This window comes from Dactylosporangium sp. CS-033363 (genome assembly GCF_050942475.1).
Classification (GTDB): Bacteria; Actinomycetota; Actinomycetes; order Mycobacteriales; family Micromonosporaceae; genus Dactylosporangium.
The window spans coordinates 7930211-7946177 of record NZ_CP192032.1 but is presented as its reverse complement, the minus strand read 5'-3'; the positions used below and the strand labels follow the sequence as shown (position 1 = coordinate 7946177).

General features: G+C 74.1%; 12 protein-coding genes. 7 read left to right on the top strand and 5 right to left on the bottom strand.

Annotated elements, in window-relative coordinates; genetic code table 11:
• Positions 1 to 107 precede the first annotated feature (107 nt).
• Positions 108 to 1187: a DUF3616 domain-containing protein gene (locus ACQPZ4_RS36810; RefSeq protein WP_433046393.1), complete on the top strand. Its 1080-nt coding sequence runs from the start codon at positions 108 to 110 to the stop codon at positions 1185 to 1187.
• Here ACQPZ4_RS36810 and ACQPZ4_RS36805 read toward each other — a convergent pair.
• Positions 1174 to 4044 carry a BTAD domain-containing putative transcriptional regulator gene (locus tag ACQPZ4_RS36805; protein ID WP_433046390.1) on the bottom strand — a complete coding sequence of 957 codons (2871 nt, stop codon included), beginning with the start codon at positions 4042 to 4044 and terminating at the stop codon, positions 1174 to 1176. The genes ACQPZ4_RS36810 and ACQPZ4_RS36805 overlap by 14 nt on opposite strands.
• A 68-nt stretch (positions 4045 to 4112) precedes the next feature.
• Here ACQPZ4_RS36805 and ACQPZ4_RS36800 point away from each other — a divergent pair, with 68 nt between their 5' ends.
• The 3 genes from ACQPZ4_RS36800 to ACQPZ4_RS36790 are packed head-to-tail and all read left to right on the top strand — an operon-like array spanning position 4113 to position 5964.
• Entirely contained in the window at positions 4113 to 4394 is a 282-nt protein-coding gene (locus ACQPZ4_RS36800) for a hypothetical protein (RefSeq protein ID WP_433046387.1), read from the top strand.
• Positions 4391 to 5332, top strand: a complete 942-nt coding sequence (locus ACQPZ4_RS36795) for an NAD-dependent epimerase/dehydratase family protein (protein WP_433046385.1) — start codon at positions 4391 to 4393, stop codon at positions 5330 to 5332. The genes ACQPZ4_RS36800 and ACQPZ4_RS36795 overlap by 4 nt, the downstream gene beginning before the upstream one ends.
• Positions 5329 to 5964 (top strand): DUF4386 family protein, encoded by a 636-nt coding sequence (locus ACQPZ4_RS36790; RefSeq protein ID WP_433046382.1) that lies wholly within the window; start codon positions 5329 to 5331, stop codon positions 5962 to 5964. The genes ACQPZ4_RS36795 and ACQPZ4_RS36790 overlap by 4 nt, the downstream gene beginning before the upstream one ends.
• Before the next feature lie 2 nt (positions 5965 to 5966).
• Here the strand turns inward: ACQPZ4_RS36790 and ACQPZ4_RS36785 are convergent, their stop codons facing one another.
• Entirely contained in the window at positions 5967 to 8243 is a 2277-nt protein-coding gene (locus tag ACQPZ4_RS36785; RefSeq protein WP_433046379.1) for a transglycosylase domain-containing protein, read from the bottom strand.
• A 453-nt stretch (positions 8244 to 8696) separates the two neighbouring features.
• Here ACQPZ4_RS36785 and ACQPZ4_RS36780 point away from each other — a divergent pair, with 453 nt between their 5' ends.
• From ACQPZ4_RS36780 to ACQPZ4_RS36770, 3 genes are all read left to right on the top strand, one after another.
• Complete coding sequence (locus ACQPZ4_RS36780) at positions 8697 to 9791, top strand: hypothetical protein (RefSeq protein WP_433046376.1); 1095 nt, start codon at positions 8697 to 8699, stop codon at positions 9789 to 9791.
• A gap of 161 nt (positions 9792 to 9952) precedes the next feature.
• Positions 9953 to 11521 (top strand): discoidin domain-containing protein, encoded by a 1569-nt coding sequence (locus tag ACQPZ4_RS36775; protein ID WP_433046373.1) that lies wholly within the window; start codon positions 9953 to 9955, stop codon positions 11519 to 11521.
• A gap of 161 nt (positions 11522 to 11682) precedes the next feature.
• Complete coding sequence (locus ACQPZ4_RS36770; protein WP_433046370.1) at positions 11683 to 12456, top strand: hypothetical protein; 774 nt, start codon at positions 11683 to 11685, stop codon at positions 12454 to 12456.
• On the opposite strand, the gene ACQPZ4_RS36765 is transcribed toward ACQPZ4_RS36770, so the two are convergent.
• The 3 genes from ACQPZ4_RS36765 to ACQPZ4_RS36755 all read right to left on the bottom strand — a co-directional run bounded on the left by ACQPZ4_RS36765 (position 12377) and on the right by ACQPZ4_RS36755 (position 15963).
• Positions 12377 to 13306 carry a helix-turn-helix domain-containing protein gene (locus tag ACQPZ4_RS36765; RefSeq protein ID WP_433046367.1) on the bottom strand — a complete coding sequence of 310 codons (930 nt, stop codon included), beginning with the start codon at positions 13304 to 13306 and terminating at the stop codon, positions 12377 to 12379. The genes ACQPZ4_RS36770 and ACQPZ4_RS36765 overlap by 80 nt on opposite strands.
• 62 nt (positions 13307 to 13368) lie before the next feature.
• Positions 13369 to 14793 carry a hypothetical protein gene (locus ACQPZ4_RS36760; RefSeq protein ID WP_433046364.1) on the bottom strand — a complete coding sequence of 475 codons (1425 nt, stop codon included), beginning with the start codon at positions 14791 to 14793 and terminating at the stop codon, positions 13369 to 13371.
• 396 nt (positions 14794 to 15189) lie between these two features.
• Complete coding sequence (locus tag ACQPZ4_RS36755) at positions 15190 to 15963, bottom strand: FadR/GntR family transcriptional regulator (RefSeq protein ID WP_433046361.1); 774 nt, start codon at positions 15961 to 15963, stop codon at positions 15190 to 15192.
• Positions 15964 to 15967: the final 4 nt, after the last annotated feature.

Below are 15967 nucleotides of genomic sequence, written 5' to 3'. Positions count from 1 at the left end.
GGATATGCGACCAGAGCCGTCACCCAACGCGAAACCCTTTCCGGCCGGGTTCCGAAAGGCGAGGGTGTTCCCGTACGTGATCATCCCTATGTCGCCGGGCTGTCACGATGGGTGGCGTGACTGTCGAACGAACCGTGCGGCTGTACCTCGGCGAGCACTCCCGCGCCGCCACCACCCACACCAATCTCTCGGCCGTGCGCGCCGACGGGCCGGTGCTCTGGGTGGCCGGCGACGAGACGGCGACCGTCGAGCGACTGGTGGCCGACGACCCCGCCGAGCCGCGGGAGTACACCGGCGAGACGAGCTTCCGGCTGGCCGACCTGGTGCCGCTGCCGGGCGCCGACGCCGACGAGGAGGCGGACATCGAGGGGCTGGCCCGCTCCGGGCCGTTCCTGTGGGCGATCGGCTCGCACAGCCTGCGCCGCAAGCAGATCAAAGCCCACCACGCCGGCCCGAAGCCGCTCAAACGGCTCGGCCGGGTCGAGGGGCAGGACAACCGGCAGATCCTGGTCCGGCTGCCGATCGCCGACATCGACGGGGTTCCTTCGCCGGTACCGTCCATGCTCACCGAAGAGGGCCCGCACCACGCGGCGATCCTGAGCGGACCGGACAACCTGCGCGCCGAACTGGCCGACGACCCGCATCTCGCCCCGTTCCTGGCCATCCCCGGCAAGGACAACGGCCTGGACATCGAGGGCATCGCGGTCCACGGCGAGCGCGTCTACCTCGGCCTGCGGGGTCCGGTGCTGCGCGGCTGGGCGATCGTGCTGGAGCTGCGGCCCTACACCAACCCGGACGAGCCCCAGCGCCTGCGCCTGCGGCCGTTCGAGGACGGCCGCCGGTACCGCAAGCACGTCCTCGCCCTCGGCGGCCTCGGCATCCGCGACATGTGCCCGGACGGCGACGACCTGCTGCTGCTCGCCGGCCCGTCGATGGACCTGGACGGCCCGGTCCGCCTGTACCGCTGGCACCACGCCGCCCGCGCCGCCGCCCCGCAGGTGGTGCGGGGCGACCAGCTGCACCGCGAGCTCGACCTGCCCTACGGCGAGGGCGACGACCACGCCGAGGGCATCGCGCTGGTCGGCCCGCCCGAGCACCGCCGGCTCCTGGTGGTCTACGACAGCCCCGCGCCGCACCGCCTGCCCGACGACGGCGCGGTCCTGGCGGATCTGATCAAACTGCCCTGAGCCGGTCGGCCTCGTCGAGCAGGTGCGGGATGGTCACGGCGAGGGCGTCGGCCTCGGCCCGCCGGGCGAGGGCGTCGAGGGCGTGCACCTGCGTCTCCCGGTCGCCGGCGGCCCGGGCCTCCGCGAGGACGGCCTCGAGTTCGGGCACCGAGCCGGCGAGCAGGCAGCGGGTCAGCAGGGCCCCGTCGCCGCCACCCGCGGCGCGGTACCAGAGGTCGTTCTGCCGCAGCAGTTCCCGGGCCTCGGCACGAGAGCCGGACGTCCGCAGGATGCGGGCCAGGTGCAGCCGGGCGGTGGCCGTGATGCGCAGGTCGCCACTGGTGTTGGCGGCCGCGATGGCCCGGTGCAGGGTGGCGGTCGCGGCCGTGGGGTCGCCGGCCCGGTGCTGGACCCGCCCGAGCGTGGTCAGGTGCAGCGCCGCCTGGCCGAGGAAGCCGAGCAGGTCCGCGGCGTCGGCGGCCCGGGTCAGCGCGCCCGCGGCGTCGGCGAAGCGGAGCTCGGCGTGCGCGATCGCGCCCAGCATCGCCTCGGCGTGCAGCGTGCCCCACGGGTCGCCGATCGGGGCCAGCAGCGCCGCCGCCTCGCCGGCCGCCCGGGCCGCGCCGGCCGTGTCGCCGAGCATGATCGAGCCGTACTCGGCCAGCAGCAGGCTCGCCGCGGTCTCCCAGGCCAGGCCGAGCCGCCGGTACTCGATCAGGCTCGCCTCCGCCGCCTCGAGCACGTCGTGCGGGCGGCCCTCCTGGATGTGCAGGAACGCGCGGTGCCGCTCGACGTCGGCGCGCAACCGGTCGTCGTCCAGGTCGGCGGCGAGCACGAAAGCCTCGTCGAGATCCGCCGCGGCCCGCGCCACGTCCCCGGCGGACGCCTCCAGCCAGCCGGCCAGCAGCAGCCCAGTCGCCCGCTCGCGGGGGTCGGGAACGAGGGCGGCGCGGACCCGGGCGGCGCCCGCCACGCCGTCGCCGAGGACCACCCAGGTCCAGCCGAAGCCGTTGGCGATCCGCGCGCCGAGCGGCGGGTCGTGCTCGGCGCACCAGGCCAGCGCGGCGTCGATGTTGGCCCGCTCGGCCCGGACGAACGCGGCGCAGTCGGGCTGGCCGGCGCCGCGGACGGTGGCGGCGCACCAGGCGGCCGTCTCGGCGTACCAGGCGGCCTGGGCCCGCTGGGCGTCCGCCGCCGCGCCGGACTCCTGCAGGCGGTCGAGGGCGAACGTGCGGATGCTGTCCAGGAGCCGGTAGCGCACCGCCCCGCCGGCGGCGATCTCGGGCGTGGCCAGGGAGCGGTCGACGAGGCGATCGGCCACATCGAGTACCGCTGCGGGGGGAACTCCCAAGGCCACCAGCACACGCTCCGCGCCGGGCAGGGGAGCCCCGCCGGGAAACGCGGCGAGCGCCCACAGGCCGCGCTGGTCGTCGGGGAAGAGCAGGTCGTAGCTCCAGGTGATGGCGGCGGCGAGCGCGCGGCGGCGGCCGGTGGGGTCGCGCAGCAGCGTGAAGCGGTCGCCGAGGCGGCGGGCGATCTCCTGGACCGACAGCGAGCGGACCCGCGCCGCCGCCAGCTCGATGGCGAGGGGCAGGCCGTCCAGGGACCGGCACACCTCGGCCACGACCTGCTCGGTCGCGGGGTCCAGGACGAACCGGTGGCGGATCTCGGCGGCCCGGGCGGCGAACAGCGCGACCGAGTCGGCCAGGGGGAACGGTTCGAGCACGTAGAGCGCCTCGCCGTCCAGCCCGAGCGGGACCTGGCTGGTGGCGAGCACCCGCAGCCGGGGCGCGGCGTCCAGGAGCCGGGCGGCGAGCGCCGCGACCGCGCCGGCCACGTGCTCGCAGTTGTCCAGCACCAGGACGGTCTCGGCGGCGGCCAGGCGCTCGGCCAGGGCCGCCCCGCCGCCGGGGACGTGCAGGGTTTCGGCGACCACGTGCGGTACGAACGCGGCATCGTCGATGGCGTCGAGCCGGACGAGCCAGACGCCGCCCGGTGCGGCCAGGCCGCGGGCCAGCTCGATCGCCAGGCGGGTCTTGCCGACGCCCGCGGTCCCGGTGACCGTCACGAGGCGCCGGTCGCGCACCAGGCCGGCCAGCGCTTCGAGGTCCGCGGCCCGCCCGACCAGCGGCGCGGCGAAGCCGGGCAGGTTGCCGATCGACGGGCGCTGCAGGATGCGCGCCTCCAGGGCCTGCAGGGCGGGGCCGGGGTCGAGGCCGAGCTCGTCGGCGAGGACGGTGCGCGCCCGCGCGCAGGCGGCGAGCGCGTCGGCCTGGCGGCCCGCCCGGTACAGCGCCGTGACCAGCGAGTGCCACAGCCCCTCCCGCAGCGGGTGGTCGCGGACCAGCGCCTCCAGCTCGCCGATCAGCTCGCCGCCGCCGGTGCCGGCCTCGACGCGGGCCGCGCAGGAGTCCTCGAGCAGCCCGAGCCGCACCTCCTCCAGGCGCACCCGGTGCGGCTCGATCCAGTCGCCGCCGTCGAGCTCGCCCCGGAACAGCGCCAGGGCCTCGGCGGCGAGAGCGTGGGCGGCCGCGTGGTCGCCGGCGCGCCGGGCCTCGCCCGCGGCGTCGGCCAGCCGCACGGCCCGCAGCGCGTCGACGCCGTCGGGGTCGATGCGCAGCGTGTACCCGTCCGGCCCGCTCGCCACCGCCTCCGCGTCGCCGAGCGCCCGGCGCAGCTGGGAGACCTTGGCCTGCAGGGTGTTGCGGGCGGTCCGGGCGCCGCCCCACAGCTCGTCGAGGAGCCGCTCGGCGCGCACCGGCCGCCCGGCGTCGAACGCGAGCCGCACGAGCAGCTCCGTGGTCTTGCCCGACGGGACCGCCAGCCGCTCCCCGTCCCGGCGGGCCTCGACCGGCCCGAGCACCGCGACGGTCAGCATTGCCGCAGCCTACGGCAGCGTCAACCGGGCGTCAGCGCATCGTCAGCGGCCTCCGCGACAGTAGCGCCATGCCCGACGACACGCCCGACGACACCGAGACCGCGCTGCACCGCCTCGCCGCCGCCGACGCCCCGGCCCTGCTGGTGGTGGCGGCCCTGCTGGCGGCCGAACCCGGCGACCTGCTGACCCGCGCCGCGGCGGCCGCGACCACCACCCGCGAGCGGCAGCTGGTCGCGATCGCCCGCGCCCACCTCGACGGCGACGCCGAGCGCTGCGACGCCTTCGTCCGCGACCACCTCGCCGAGCACCCGGACAGCGTGCTCGCCGCCTGGATCGGGGCCCGCCGATGAGCCGGCACGTCGTCTTCGGCACCGGCCAGATCGGCCGGCTGGTCGCCGAGCGCCTGGTGCGCGACGGCGCCGAGGTGGTGGCGGTCAACCGCAGCGGCCGCGGCGCGCTCCCCGGCGCCGAGGTGGTCGGCGGAGACGCCACCGATCCGGAGTTCACCCGGCGGGTCGGCAAGGGCGCCGACGCGGTGTACTGCTGCCTCAACGCCACCAGCTACGCCCGCTGGCCCGAGCAGTTCCCGCCGCTGCAGCGGGGCGTGCTCGCCGGCGCGGAGGCGGCCGGGGCGCGGCTGGTGGTGCTGGAGAACCTGTACGCGTACGGGCCGCCCGGCGACCGCGACCTCGCCGAGTCGCTGCCGGCCAACCCGACCTCGGCCAAGGCGGCGACCCGGGCCGCGATGACCGAGGAGCTGCTCGCGGCGCACGCGGCCGGGCGGGTCGCGGTCGCGATCGGGCGCGCGTCGGACTACTTCGGGCCCGGCACGACGGTCTCGGCGCTCGGCGCGAACGTCTTCGCCAGTGCCCTGGCCGGCCGGACGGTCCAGGTGATGGGGAACCCGGACCGGCCGCACAGCTACTCCTACACGCCGGACGTGGCCGCGGGACTCGTCGCCCTGGGCACGCACCCGGAGGCGGCCGGCGCGGTCTGGCACCTGCCGATCGCCGAGACCCGCACCACCCGCCAGATCGTCGAGCACGTCTTTACAAGCGCAGGAGCCCGCGGCCGTACCGTCGCCGCCGGCCCGGTCGCGCTCGCCCTGCTCGGGCTCTTCTCGCCCGACCTGCGCGAGTACCGGCACACGCTCTACCAGTTCACCGGCCGCTGGGTCGTCGACGACTCCAGGTTCCGCGCCGCGTTCGGCAATCTCGCCACCCCCCTCGACGACGCCCTGGACGCCACCGTCGCGTGGTTCCGGGCCCGGACCCAGGAGACCTCATGACCAACCGGATGACCGCCCTCGCCATGGCCGCCGCGGCCGCGCTCGCCATCGCCGGGTTCACCGCCCTCGGGTCGGTGTTCGAATACCCGCAGATCCTCAAGGAACCGACGGCCGACATTCTCAGCCTGTACCGCGAGCATCAGCCGGCCGTCGTGGGCTGGTTCCTCGTCCTGGTGGTCGGGGCGGTCCTGCTCGCCCCGATCGGCATCGCGCTCGGGCGGCGGGCGGGCGGGCGGCTCGGCGCGTGGATCGCGGGCCTCGGCGTCGCGGCCGCCGCGGTGCAGGCGATCGGCCTGTCCCGCTGGGTCCTGTTCGTACCGTCGATCAGCGCCGCCGGCGACACGCACCGCTTCGAGCAGCTGCACTTCTGGCTGGGCGAGGTGCTGGGGGAGACCGTCGGCTACGCGCTGACCGCCGCCTTCACCGTGCTCGTCGTGCGGGCGGTGGCGTCGTGGCGGTGGCTCGCGTACGCCGGCTACGCGGCCGCGGCCCTGATCGCCACCGGCGTGCTGATCCCGCTCGGCCTGGCCTTCGCGAGCATGACCAACTTCGCCGGGTACGTGCTGTGGTGCGTCTGGCTGATCGCCCTGGCCGCGGCGCTGTGGCGAGTGCCGCGGCCAGTCGGGGCGTGACGTCAGCGGCGCCGGGTCGGGACCGTGGTGACGGTGTTGCCGGGTCCCGGCCCGCCGCCCTGCCCGCCGCCGCCCGGCCCGCCACCGGGCCCCGGCGGGAACCCGGGATCCGTGCTCGGCTGCGGCGAGATGCCCGTGCCGACGTCCTTGTTCCCGGTCAGCGGCGAGTTCTGGAACTTGACCTTCGGCATGTTCACCTTGGCCAGGGCGTCGTTGAGGAAGTCGCGCCAGATCGGGCCGGGCAGCTTGCCGCCGATGATGTTGGCCCCGTTCTTGTCCTTGATCGGCTGTTCGTCCTTCTGGTTGCCGACCCACACCGCGGCGGCCAGGCCGGGCGACTTCTTGCCCGGGTCGTAGGGCACGTACCCGCCCATCCAGGCGTGCGCGTTGGCCGTGGTGTTGCCCAGCTGCCAGGTGCCGGTCTTGCCGGCGAGCTGGTAGCCCTTGGCCGAGCGCAGCCCGTAGTGCTCGGGCACGCCCTGCAGCACCTTGGCCATGTTGTCGGCCATCTGCTCGGTGAAGCCCGGGATCCGCTGCGGCTTGATGACCTCGCCGTAGGTCTTCTTCCCGCCCTGCCAGATCTCCTTGAGGAAGTGCGTCCGGACCGAGGTGCCGCGGGCCGCGAAGGTGGCCAGGCCGCCGGCGTGGTCGAGGACCGTGATCGGGTACTGGCCGAAGCCGACCTCCTCCTGGAAGAACTTCGGCACCACGTCCTCGCCCTTGAGCTTGGTGAGGTCCTTGCGCTGCGGCCCGTCCTTGCCGTCCTCGGTCGCCCACATGTCCCGGATGCCGGCCGCGCGCGCCGTGTTGATCACCTTGGCCGGCCCGAGCTGCAGTGCGATCGCGTAGAACGGCACGTTGAGCGACTGGACGGTGATCTCCTCCAGCGTGCACCACGCGCCGGAGCCGGACTTGCACCTCGGCTCGACGCCCTCCGTCGCGTTCTTGACCTGGTTCTTCTTGGCGGCGGTACGGCCCGGGAAGTCCTGCGGGATGCCGTTCCACATCGAGTCGATGGAGTAGCCGGCCATGAGCGCGGTCGCCAGGGTGTACACCTTGAACGTGGACCCCGGCGGGTGCCCGCCGCCGCAGCTCTCGCCGCCCTTGCCGAGCACCGGGTCGATGTAGTAGCTCGCGTAGTCGCAGCCGTTGCCGGAGTCGCCGCCGTAGTACGCCTTGACCCCGCCGTTGCCCGGCTCCACGGCCACCAGCGCGGCCTGCAGGTTGGCGGGCTGGTTGTTCATGTTCGAGTCCTTGTTGCGGCTGGCCTCGCGCACCGCGATCGGCTGCATGTCCTTGTCGATCGTGGAGACGATCTTCAGCCCGCCGTTGGTGACCTTGGAGAAGTTCTTCTTGCCCGCGTTGTCGACGTCCTCGTAGAGCAGCTGCCCGGTGCGCGGGTCGGTCAGCGTCGCCACCTCGCCGAGCACGTGGTGCACGATCAGGCCCTCGGGCTTGCCGAGGTTCTGCGCGGCGGCCGAGCGCTCCCGTGCCGCCGCCGGGGTGATCACGTTGTCCGGGAACTTCATCCGCTCGGCCGCCTCGGCCGCGGGCACGAAGTTCAGGCCGATCATCTGGTCGCGCACGTAGTTGAACCGCTTCTCGGCCGACGCCTTGTCGATGTTGGGGTCGTAGGGGCTGCCCTTGCCGCCGCCCTCGGGGTCCTTGACGAGGCAGGCCAGCAGCATGGCCTCGTTGGTCTTGAGGTCCTTGGCGGGCTTGGCGAAGTACGCCTGGGACGCCGCCTCGATCCCGTAGGCGCCGCGGCCGAAGTAGACGATGTTGAGGTACATCGCCATGATCTCGTCCTTGGAGTACTGCTGGTTGAGCTTGAGCGCGATGACGGCCTCGCGCACCTTGCGGGCGTAGGTGACGCCCTCGAGCTCGGCCCAGCGCCGCGCGTACTGCTGGCTGATCGTGGACGCGCCCTGCCGGTCCCCGCCGCTCACGTTGTTCCAGGCGGCCCGCACGACGCCCTTGTAGTCCACGCCGTCGTTCGTGTAGAACGTGTTGTCCTCGGCGGCCACGATCGCGTGCTGCATGTCCTTGGGGATCTGGTCGAACGGCAGCACCGTGCGGTTCTCCCCGATGCGCGCCATCGGGGTCTGCCCGTCGCTGTAGAAGATCGTGGTCGACTGGTCCAGCGTGATGTCGTCCGGCAGCGCGACCTGGTCGAAGTAGTACGTCCCGGCGACCATGCCGACGCCGGCGATCATGATGAACGCGGCGATCGAGGCGATGAGGATGTTTCTTCGCCGGCGTTTCTTCGCTCTTGCCACGGGATGGCGCCCGCCCTTGCCGGGTCCGGGGCCGGGTCCGGGTCCGCCGGTTCTTGGTGCTCCCCCGACAGCGGCGCGCCCGGTCACCGAGGCACTCCCGACCGCGGCGCTGCCGACCGAGGCGCTGCCTACAGCGGCGCTGCCGACCACCGAGGCGCTGCCGACGGCGGCGCTGCCGACCGTTGCCCGGCCGCTCACCGGCGCTTTACCGGTATTGCCTCCACCGGGAACCTGCGCTCTTCCGGAGATGCTCACGCGGCCGAGGCTACGGGTTCATTCGCTTCGATGCGACCCCGTGCCGGGGGTCACGCAGCGCACCCGACGCAGCAAAGCCAGGGCGAACAGCCGCTCCGGCGGGGCGGTCAGGTTCACCACGCGGTGGAAGGCGAGGGCCACTTCAGGGTGCCGTCCGGCCGCCCCCACGGACGCGAATCCGACCTCTAGGCTGGCGCGATGGCCGGCACCGAGGATCAGCTGTTCGACGACGACTACTGGGACACCCGCCCCGCCGCGGACGTCCGCGCCTGGCTGGACGAGGTGACCGCGCTGCCCTGGGAGACCCCGTTCACCCTGGCCGAGGCGGCCGAGCGCGGCGGCTGGCGGCGCCCGAGCGGCAAGTACGCGGAGCGGTCCCCGCGCAGCTGGTGGCCCAACGTTCAGGCCGACAACCCGGCGGAGGTCAATCGGCTGGAGATCGACCTGCACTTCTGGTACCCCGCCGACCACCGCGGCGACGCCCCGCCGATGTGGCTGCGCCAGGACCTCTACCGCCGCACCCGCGACGCGATCGCCGCGCACCTCGGCGGCCCGCCCGACACCGAGATGGCCGGCCTGCCCAGCTGGGAGGGCAGCTACTGGCACCGCGAGGGCCACCTGATCAGCGTCACGTGGGACGTCAACGGCGCCTCCCTGGCCTGCTGGCGCCGCGCCCCGGGCAAGCGGATGCGACCGAACACGCCGACCCCGCCCCCGGCGGACTGGGCCGAGCTCGCCGACCGCCTGACCACCTGGCTGCCGCAGCTGCTGCGCCGGGTCCCGCTCAACCTGACCGACGGCACCCGCGGCGCCTACTTCCAGCACTGGAACGAGCGCGAGCAGATGGGCGAGGCCTGGGGCGACGGCGGCATCCTGGCCCGCGAGACGTACGCGAAGGACAGCGAACCCGCCCGCCGCGCCGCCGTGACCACGATCCTCGGCGCGCTGGAGGCGGCGGGCGGGGCTGTGGACGGCTTGCAGTACCGCTACGTGGTCCCGGACGCGCCCAGCCTGGCGATCGGCGTCCCCGCCCTCGGCCTGCCGTGGGAGCCGTCCCCGGAGTCGCTGTGGCTGACCCGCGCCGCTTCGGAACCGCTGCCGTTCGAGCTGCCGGCGCCGAGCGCCTCGACCTGGTACGTCCTGTTCGCGGCCGAGCGCGGCTACAGCGAACCGACGGCGATCGGCGCCTGGCGCGAACTGCGGATCACGGGCCCCGGCCAGGAACTCGTCGAGGTGGACGAACTCACCGCCCGCCGCGCCGCCCTCGTCCTCGGCGTGCCCCTGCCGCAGTGACCGATCAGTGGCAGGCGGTGCGGCCGTGGCGGCGGCGCTGCTGGAGCGCTGCCGACTTTTGTTCATTGTGGAGAGCGCTCTCCCCCTTGACGCGGTTTCGTGCGGATCGTGACACTCAGCGGCGGAGAGAGCGCTCTCCGAACCCCCTTCGAGGAGTTGTCATGACACTGTCCGCCAGCCGTGTCGCGACCGCCGCCGCCGGGCTGCTCGTCGTGCTCGCGACCTGGGTCGCCGTGGTCGCGCCGAGTGCCGGTGCGGCCACCGACACCGTGTTGTCCCTGAACAAGCCGGCCACCGCGTCGTCGAACGAGAGTGCCGGGCTGCCGCCCGGGAACGCCGTCGACGGCAACACCGGCACCCGCTGGGCCAGCGCGTTCACGGCCACGGCGTGGTTCCAGGTCGACCTCGGGTCGGCCCAGACCGTGAACCGCGTCGCCATCACCTGGGAGAACGCGTACGCCAAGGCCTTCACCGTCTCCCTGTCGACCAACGGCACGGCGTGGACCACGGCGTACCAGACCACGACCGGCACCGGCGGCCAGCAGAGCCTGACCGTCGCCGGCACCGCCCGCTACGTGAAACTGGACCTGACCACCCGCGCCCTGCCCGCGTACGGGTACTCGATGTGGGAGTTCCAGGTCTACGGCCCGGCCGCGACCGGCACGGCCACGGCGGTCAACAGCGTCGCGGTGGTGAACGACGCGACCCACAAGCCGATCCTGGGCCTCAGCCCGCTCGTCGAGGGCGACGTCATCGACCTGACCAGGCTGGCCAACCGCAACCTGAGCCTGCAGGCGACCCTGGCCGCCGGCACGTCGGCGGGCAGCGTGGCGTTCACCCTGACGGGCGCCAAGGGCACGTCCTACTCGCGCACCGAGAACACCGCGCCGTACTTCCTGTGCAACGACTACGTCGACTGCCCGCTGCTCGTCGCCGCCGACACCTACACCCTGACCGTCCAGCCGTACGGGGCGGCGAACGCTGCCGGCGGTACCATCGGCGCGCCCTTGACCTTGCACTTCACCGTCTCCGCGACGGCGGTGACCCAGCCCGCGCTGAGCGTCCTGTTCGTGGGCAACAGCCTGATCGGCACGCCGACCGCCGCCACGGGCGAGGACACGCCCGCGGTGGTCAAGCACCTGGCGACGTCGGCCGGCCGCGCGCTGACCGTCACCGAGGTCATCCACTTCGGCAACACGCTGCAGCAGACCTGGAACGGCGGCGAGGTCGCGACCGCCCTGAGCGGCGCGACGAAGTACGACTACATCGTCCTGCAGGAGTACAGCACCCTGGTCGCGACCAGCCCCGACTCGGCCAGGTCGACGCTGCTCACCACGTACGGCCCGGCGCTCGTCCGCTCGCTGAAGCCGGGCGGCAAGGTGGTGCTGTTCAAGAACTGGGCCCTCGTCGACCCGGCTCCGTTCCCGTCGCGCGCCGCCAACGTGACGGCGATCGACACCAACTACGCCGCGCTGTCGACGAGCTTCGCGACGCCGAACCTGCTGGCCCCGATCAGCGAGACGTTCGAGACGGAGATCGCGGCCCACGGCACGTCGTACCTGATCGTGGCCGACGGCAAGCACCCGAACGACGCCGCGATCTACATGGACGCCGTGACGCTGTACGGCATCCTGTTCCGCTCGACGCCGCGCGCCGCCGCCAACCTGTATGCCGCCGCCTCCACGGCCACCGAGCTCAAGAACACCGCGGCCGCGGCGATCGGCTACTGACCGCCCAGCGCGGAGGGGGCGGCGTGCCCCCTCCGCGCACGACCGGGTGCAGGCACCCCAACGGCACGGGCTTGCCGGTCCGTGCACGCCCGTGCTCCCGCCGTGCACCGGTCGGGCGCCGCCTGGCAGCGCCGGCGGCGGCCGGGGTGAGCATCAAGAACATGAAGCAGCAGCGGTACGTCGTGCCGGCCAGTCCTGGGCGGCGGTGGCGGGCGTTGGGGCGGCGGCTCACGCCGGTGCTGCTGGTCGCGGCGGCCGTCCTCAGCTTCGCGGCGGGCGACGGCGGCGATCCGGTGCTCATCGGCGGGATCGCGGTGCTGTTCGGCCTCGCGGCGGTGTACGTCGGGCGCCGCGGCCGCCTGGCGCCCGCGCTCGTGATCGAGACGGCCGGGGTGCGGATCGGGAGGGCCGCGGTGCCGTGGGAGTCGATCCGGCGGCTGGTGCTCGGTGGGGGTACCGACATCGGGCTCTGTCTCCGCGACGGGGTGCCTCTGCCGCGGGGCGTCCCCGGCGTGATCTACGACCCCGCGCGGCCCGGGGATCCGCACGTCGTCGGGCACTTCGAGCCCGGGCGGATCGCTGGGCCGCGGCTCATGGCGGCGCTGAACACGTTCGCGCCGGTCGATGTCGACGTGGTGAGTGAGTCGGTCGTGCGGGCGCCGGCGCCGCCGATGGGGGCGGCGGGGGAGGCCGAGGCCACGGCGCTGGTGACGGCGGTGCGCCTGCGCGGGCCGGCCCGAATTCGCCGTCGGTACCGCCCGTTCCCCGTCGTCTGCTTCGACGTCCCCGGCGACCGGCGGGTGCTCACCGAGACCTCGTCGCCGGGCGAAGGGGTCGCGGGCGAGCTGGTGACGGTCAGCTACGACCCGGCCGATCCGCTTCGGGCGCGGGTGCACGGGCCGGTTCCGGCGGCGCGATGGGTTCGCACCCGCTGAGGGCGATCTCGCGGTACTGCGCCGGGGCCACCCCGAACTCGGCCTTGAACGCGCGGCTGAAGTGGGCGGCGTTCGGCAGGCCCCAGCGCGCCGCGACGGCCCCCACCGTCAGCCCGCGCAGGCCCGGGTCGAGCAGGTCGGAGCGGCAGCGCTCCAGGCGGCGCCGGCGGACCCAGCCGGCGACCGTGGTGCCCTGGGACTGGAAGAGCTTGTGGAGGTACCGCAGCGAGACGTGGTGGGCGGCGGCGATCAGCGGCGGGTCGAGGTCGCGCTCGCCGAGGTGGGTGTCGATGAACGCGTAGACGTCGCCGAGCAGGGCCTCGGCGGTGCCGCCGGGCGCGCTCGGCTCGCCGCCGGTCAGTTCGGCGCGCAGGGCCATGGCCACGAGGTCGACGAGCGCGGCCCCGAGCCGGGCCGCGTCGCCGTGCAGGTCGTCGAGGTGCCTCGGGAGCTGGCGGGCCATCGTGGACAGCAGCGCGCCGACGCCGTGGTCGCCGGGCAGGCGGGTGCCGAGCAGGGCGGCCGCCGCGCCGGGGCCCAGCGGGAGCATCCGGCGCGGGAACAGCACGGTGACGTGCCGCGTGCCGTCGTGCCGGTACCGCACGGGGCGGGCCGGGTCGACGAAGCCGATGTCGCCGGGGCCCAGCAGCGCCCGGCGGCCCAGCTGCTCCACGACGACGTGGCCGGCGACGAGCACGTCGATCTCGTACAGCTCACGGTCGTCGGGGCGCACCAGCCGCACCAGGCGCATCGGCCGATAGCAGGCCCCCGCCGGGCACCGGATCTCGGCAACCGTCACGGCCCCGGCACGGCCCGCGACCACGAGCTCCCAGACGCTGCGGCGATCCACGGTGAGGTCCAACCGGTCGGTGGCGGCCGTCCATGATCGTACGCCCGTGCCGAGGGCGCTGCTCAGCCCGCCGGGACCCGGGCCGGGCTGCCCGGCGCCGGGCGGTTCAGCTTCGCCGCCAGCTGCCGGCACCCGACCTGGGTGCGCTTGATCGCGGTCAGCAGCCCGAGCCGTTCGGCGTCGGCCGTCGCGCGCTCGCCGGCGCGTTCCAGTTCGAGGACGAGCTCGTGCCACACCGCGTGGCACGCCTGGAGCCGCCCGCAGCCGTCCAGGTGGTCGCGCAGGTTGCGCAGTTCGGCCACGCGGGCCGGGGCCGGCAGGCCGAGGTGCGACAGCGCGCAGCGCCAGATCTCGCCGACGGCGGGCCGTCCGTCCGCGGCGCCGTGCACCGCCCGCAGCAGCGCCCGGCGCCCGTCCTCGAACCAGTCGGCCCACTCGGGCACCGCCCGCTGCGCCAGGCTCAGGTTGAGCATCGCGACCAGGGCGAGCTCCGAACCCTCCCCGCTCCGCCGCCGATGCGCGTCGGCGCCGAGCACCAGGCCGGCCGTGAACGCGGCGAAGTCGCCGACGCTGTCGATCGCGACCCAGTCGATCGCGCCGGCGGCCGTGCACGCCGGCGGCACCTGCTGCACCCGGACCCCGCCCGGCCGGTCGGTCCGGTTCGCGAGCGCGACCAGCCGGTCGAGGACGCCGGTCTCGTCCCACCGGTGCTCCGGCAGGCCGAGCGCCCGGACCTTCCCGGCCAGGTGCCGGGCCTCGTCGTGCTGCCGCGCGGCCACGCAGATCAGCGCCTGGCGGATCCGGACCCCGCAGTGGTCGGTGCCGGCCGTCGCGAGCTCGGCCTCCGGCACGCGCCCGAGCGCGGCGAGGCTTCCGCGCGCGCCCGGCCAGTCGCCACCGAGCACCTGCAGGTCGGCCCGGGCGATCAGCAGCAGGGCGGCGAGCGCCGGCTCGGCCGCCAGGTCGTCGCCGAGGTCCCGCTCCAGTTCGACGAGCCGATGCACGCCGTGCTCCCAGCCACGTGCGCCGCCGGCGCGGGCCACCTCGACGACCTGCCGGCGCAGCCCCTGCAGGGCGACGGCCCGCGAGACCGCCGCGCCGTGCTCCGCGGTGACCTCGGCCTCAGCGGCATCCGGGCGCGGCCGGCGGCCCTCCAGCCACAGTCGCCAGAGCCGGCACAGGTCCTCCTCGACGGCCGGATCGCCGACGCCGAGGGCATAGACGAGACATTGCACCTTTCCCCACGTCGTGGGAATCGTGCCGCCGTTCAGGAGCGCATTGATCGAGGACTTGCCCATCGCGATCGGCCCGCCGCTGTGCCACGGACGGGAATGCCGGCCGCGAGAGGACTTCCAGTCCCGCTGGATCTGGTCCATGCACTTCTCCAGCACCCGCGTGGACGGGCTGTTCGCGTCGAGGTAGAGCCGCTTGATCTTCCCCATGAGCTCCACGCCGGGCGGTTGTTCGCCGGCATGCTTCGATGCCACCCGCCCCCTCCTCCGGTCCGATGCGCGAGTGTTCGACGAACTGGCTCAACGAGGCGGACCGGCTCTCCGGCGACACATTTCGTGTCCAAAACTGTCCCGTTTTACAACGCTGTCCGCATTTGTCCGGCGGGGTGTTTTCCCGCCGGCCGGCTCGTTGAGCGGGCGACGTCATCCATGCAAACGACGAAGGGCGGCCGAAGTGGCAGACCCGAGGCGCAGGAAATCAGGAAATACGCGCGGACTTGATCTGCATATCAACGTATGGGTCGCCGTGGTTCTGATCACGGTTCTGGTCCTGGTCGCGGCGGTGCTCCTGACGCCCTCGCCGGAGCCGTTCGCGCGACTGCTCCGGCTGCTCGAGGGCCTTCGGTGGTGGTGAGCCCGCGGCAACACAGCTCAGTCGTCGCCGTAGTCGCCGAAGAAGGCGGCCTGGAGGGTGCCCGGGTCGCGCAGCCAGCGTTCGCGCGGGACGATCGGCTGGTCGAGGCGGTTGTGCCGCTGCATCATGTCCTCGAAGCTCTCCAGGTGCTTGAGCATCGCCCGGCCGGCGCGGGGCTCGTCGCCCGCGGCGATGAACTTCGCGATCGCCGCATGCGCGCCGTTGGCCTCCGAGACGTCGTCCGACGAGATGTCCTCCACGTCCAGGTGCAGGCGCAGCAGGTCGTACGGGACGACCAGCAGGACGCGCATCAGTTCGTTGCCCGCGCATTCGGCCACGAGCTGGTGGAAGGCGATCTCGTTCGCGTACCCCGCGTGCGGGTCGTGGCCCGCCAGCTGCAGCAGCCGCTCGCGCTGGGCGTCGGAGGCGTTCGCGGCGGCCAGGGACGCGGCCTGGGGTTCGACGGCCTTGCGGAAGACGAACAGGTCGCGCAGGGGGGCCTCGGACAGGGTGAGGAACGGGGCCAGGGAGCGGCTCAGGCCGGACAGGTCGGGGCGGCGTACCGTCACGCCGCCCTGCGGGCCGCGCTTGATGGCGATGAGGCCCTCGGCCTCCAGCAGGCGTAGGGCCTCGCGGATCGTGGCGCGGCCGAGGCCGGTGTCGTTGATCAGCTGGGCCTCGGAGGGCAGGGGGCTGCCGGGGGTGAGGCCGTGGCCGAGGATCTGGGCCCGGAGCTGGGCGGCGACCATCACCGACGCCTTCGGGGGGCGGCGGTCCCGGTCGAGCCGCACCGCG

Bases quoted from the DNA above. Each gene is read 5' to 3' on its own strand.
- ACQPZ4_RS36810 (WP_433046393.1), top strand. From the start codon at position 108: ATGGGTGGCGTGACTGTCGAACGAACCGTGCGGCTGTACCTCGGCGAG.
- ACQPZ4_RS36805 (WP_433046390.1), bottom strand. From the start codon at position 4,044: ATGCTGACCGTCGCGGTGCTCGGGCCGGTCGAGGCCCGCCGGGACGGG.
- ACQPZ4_RS36800 (WP_433046387.1), top strand. From the start codon at position 4,113: ATGCCCGACGACACGCCCGACGACACCGAGACCGCGCTGCACCGCCTC.
- ACQPZ4_RS36795 (WP_433046385.1), top strand. From the start codon at position 4,391: ATGAGCCGGCACGTCGTCTTCGGCACCGGCCAGATCGGCCGGCTGGTC.
- ACQPZ4_RS36790 (WP_433046382.1), top strand. From the start codon at position 5,329: ATGACCAACCGGATGACCGCCCTCGCCATGGCCGCCGCGGCCGCGCTC.
- ACQPZ4_RS36780 (WP_433046376.1), top strand. From the start codon at position 8,697: ATGGCCGGCACCGAGGATCAGCTGTTCGACGACGACTACTGGGACACC.
- ACQPZ4_RS36775 (WP_433046373.1), top strand. From the start codon at position 9,953: ATGACACTGTCCGCCAGCCGTGTCGCGACCGCCGCCGCCGGGCTGCTC.
- ACQPZ4_RS36770 (WP_433046370.1), top strand. From the start codon at position 11,683: ATGAAGCAGCAGCGGTACGTCGTGCCGGCCAGTCCTGGGCGGCGGTGG.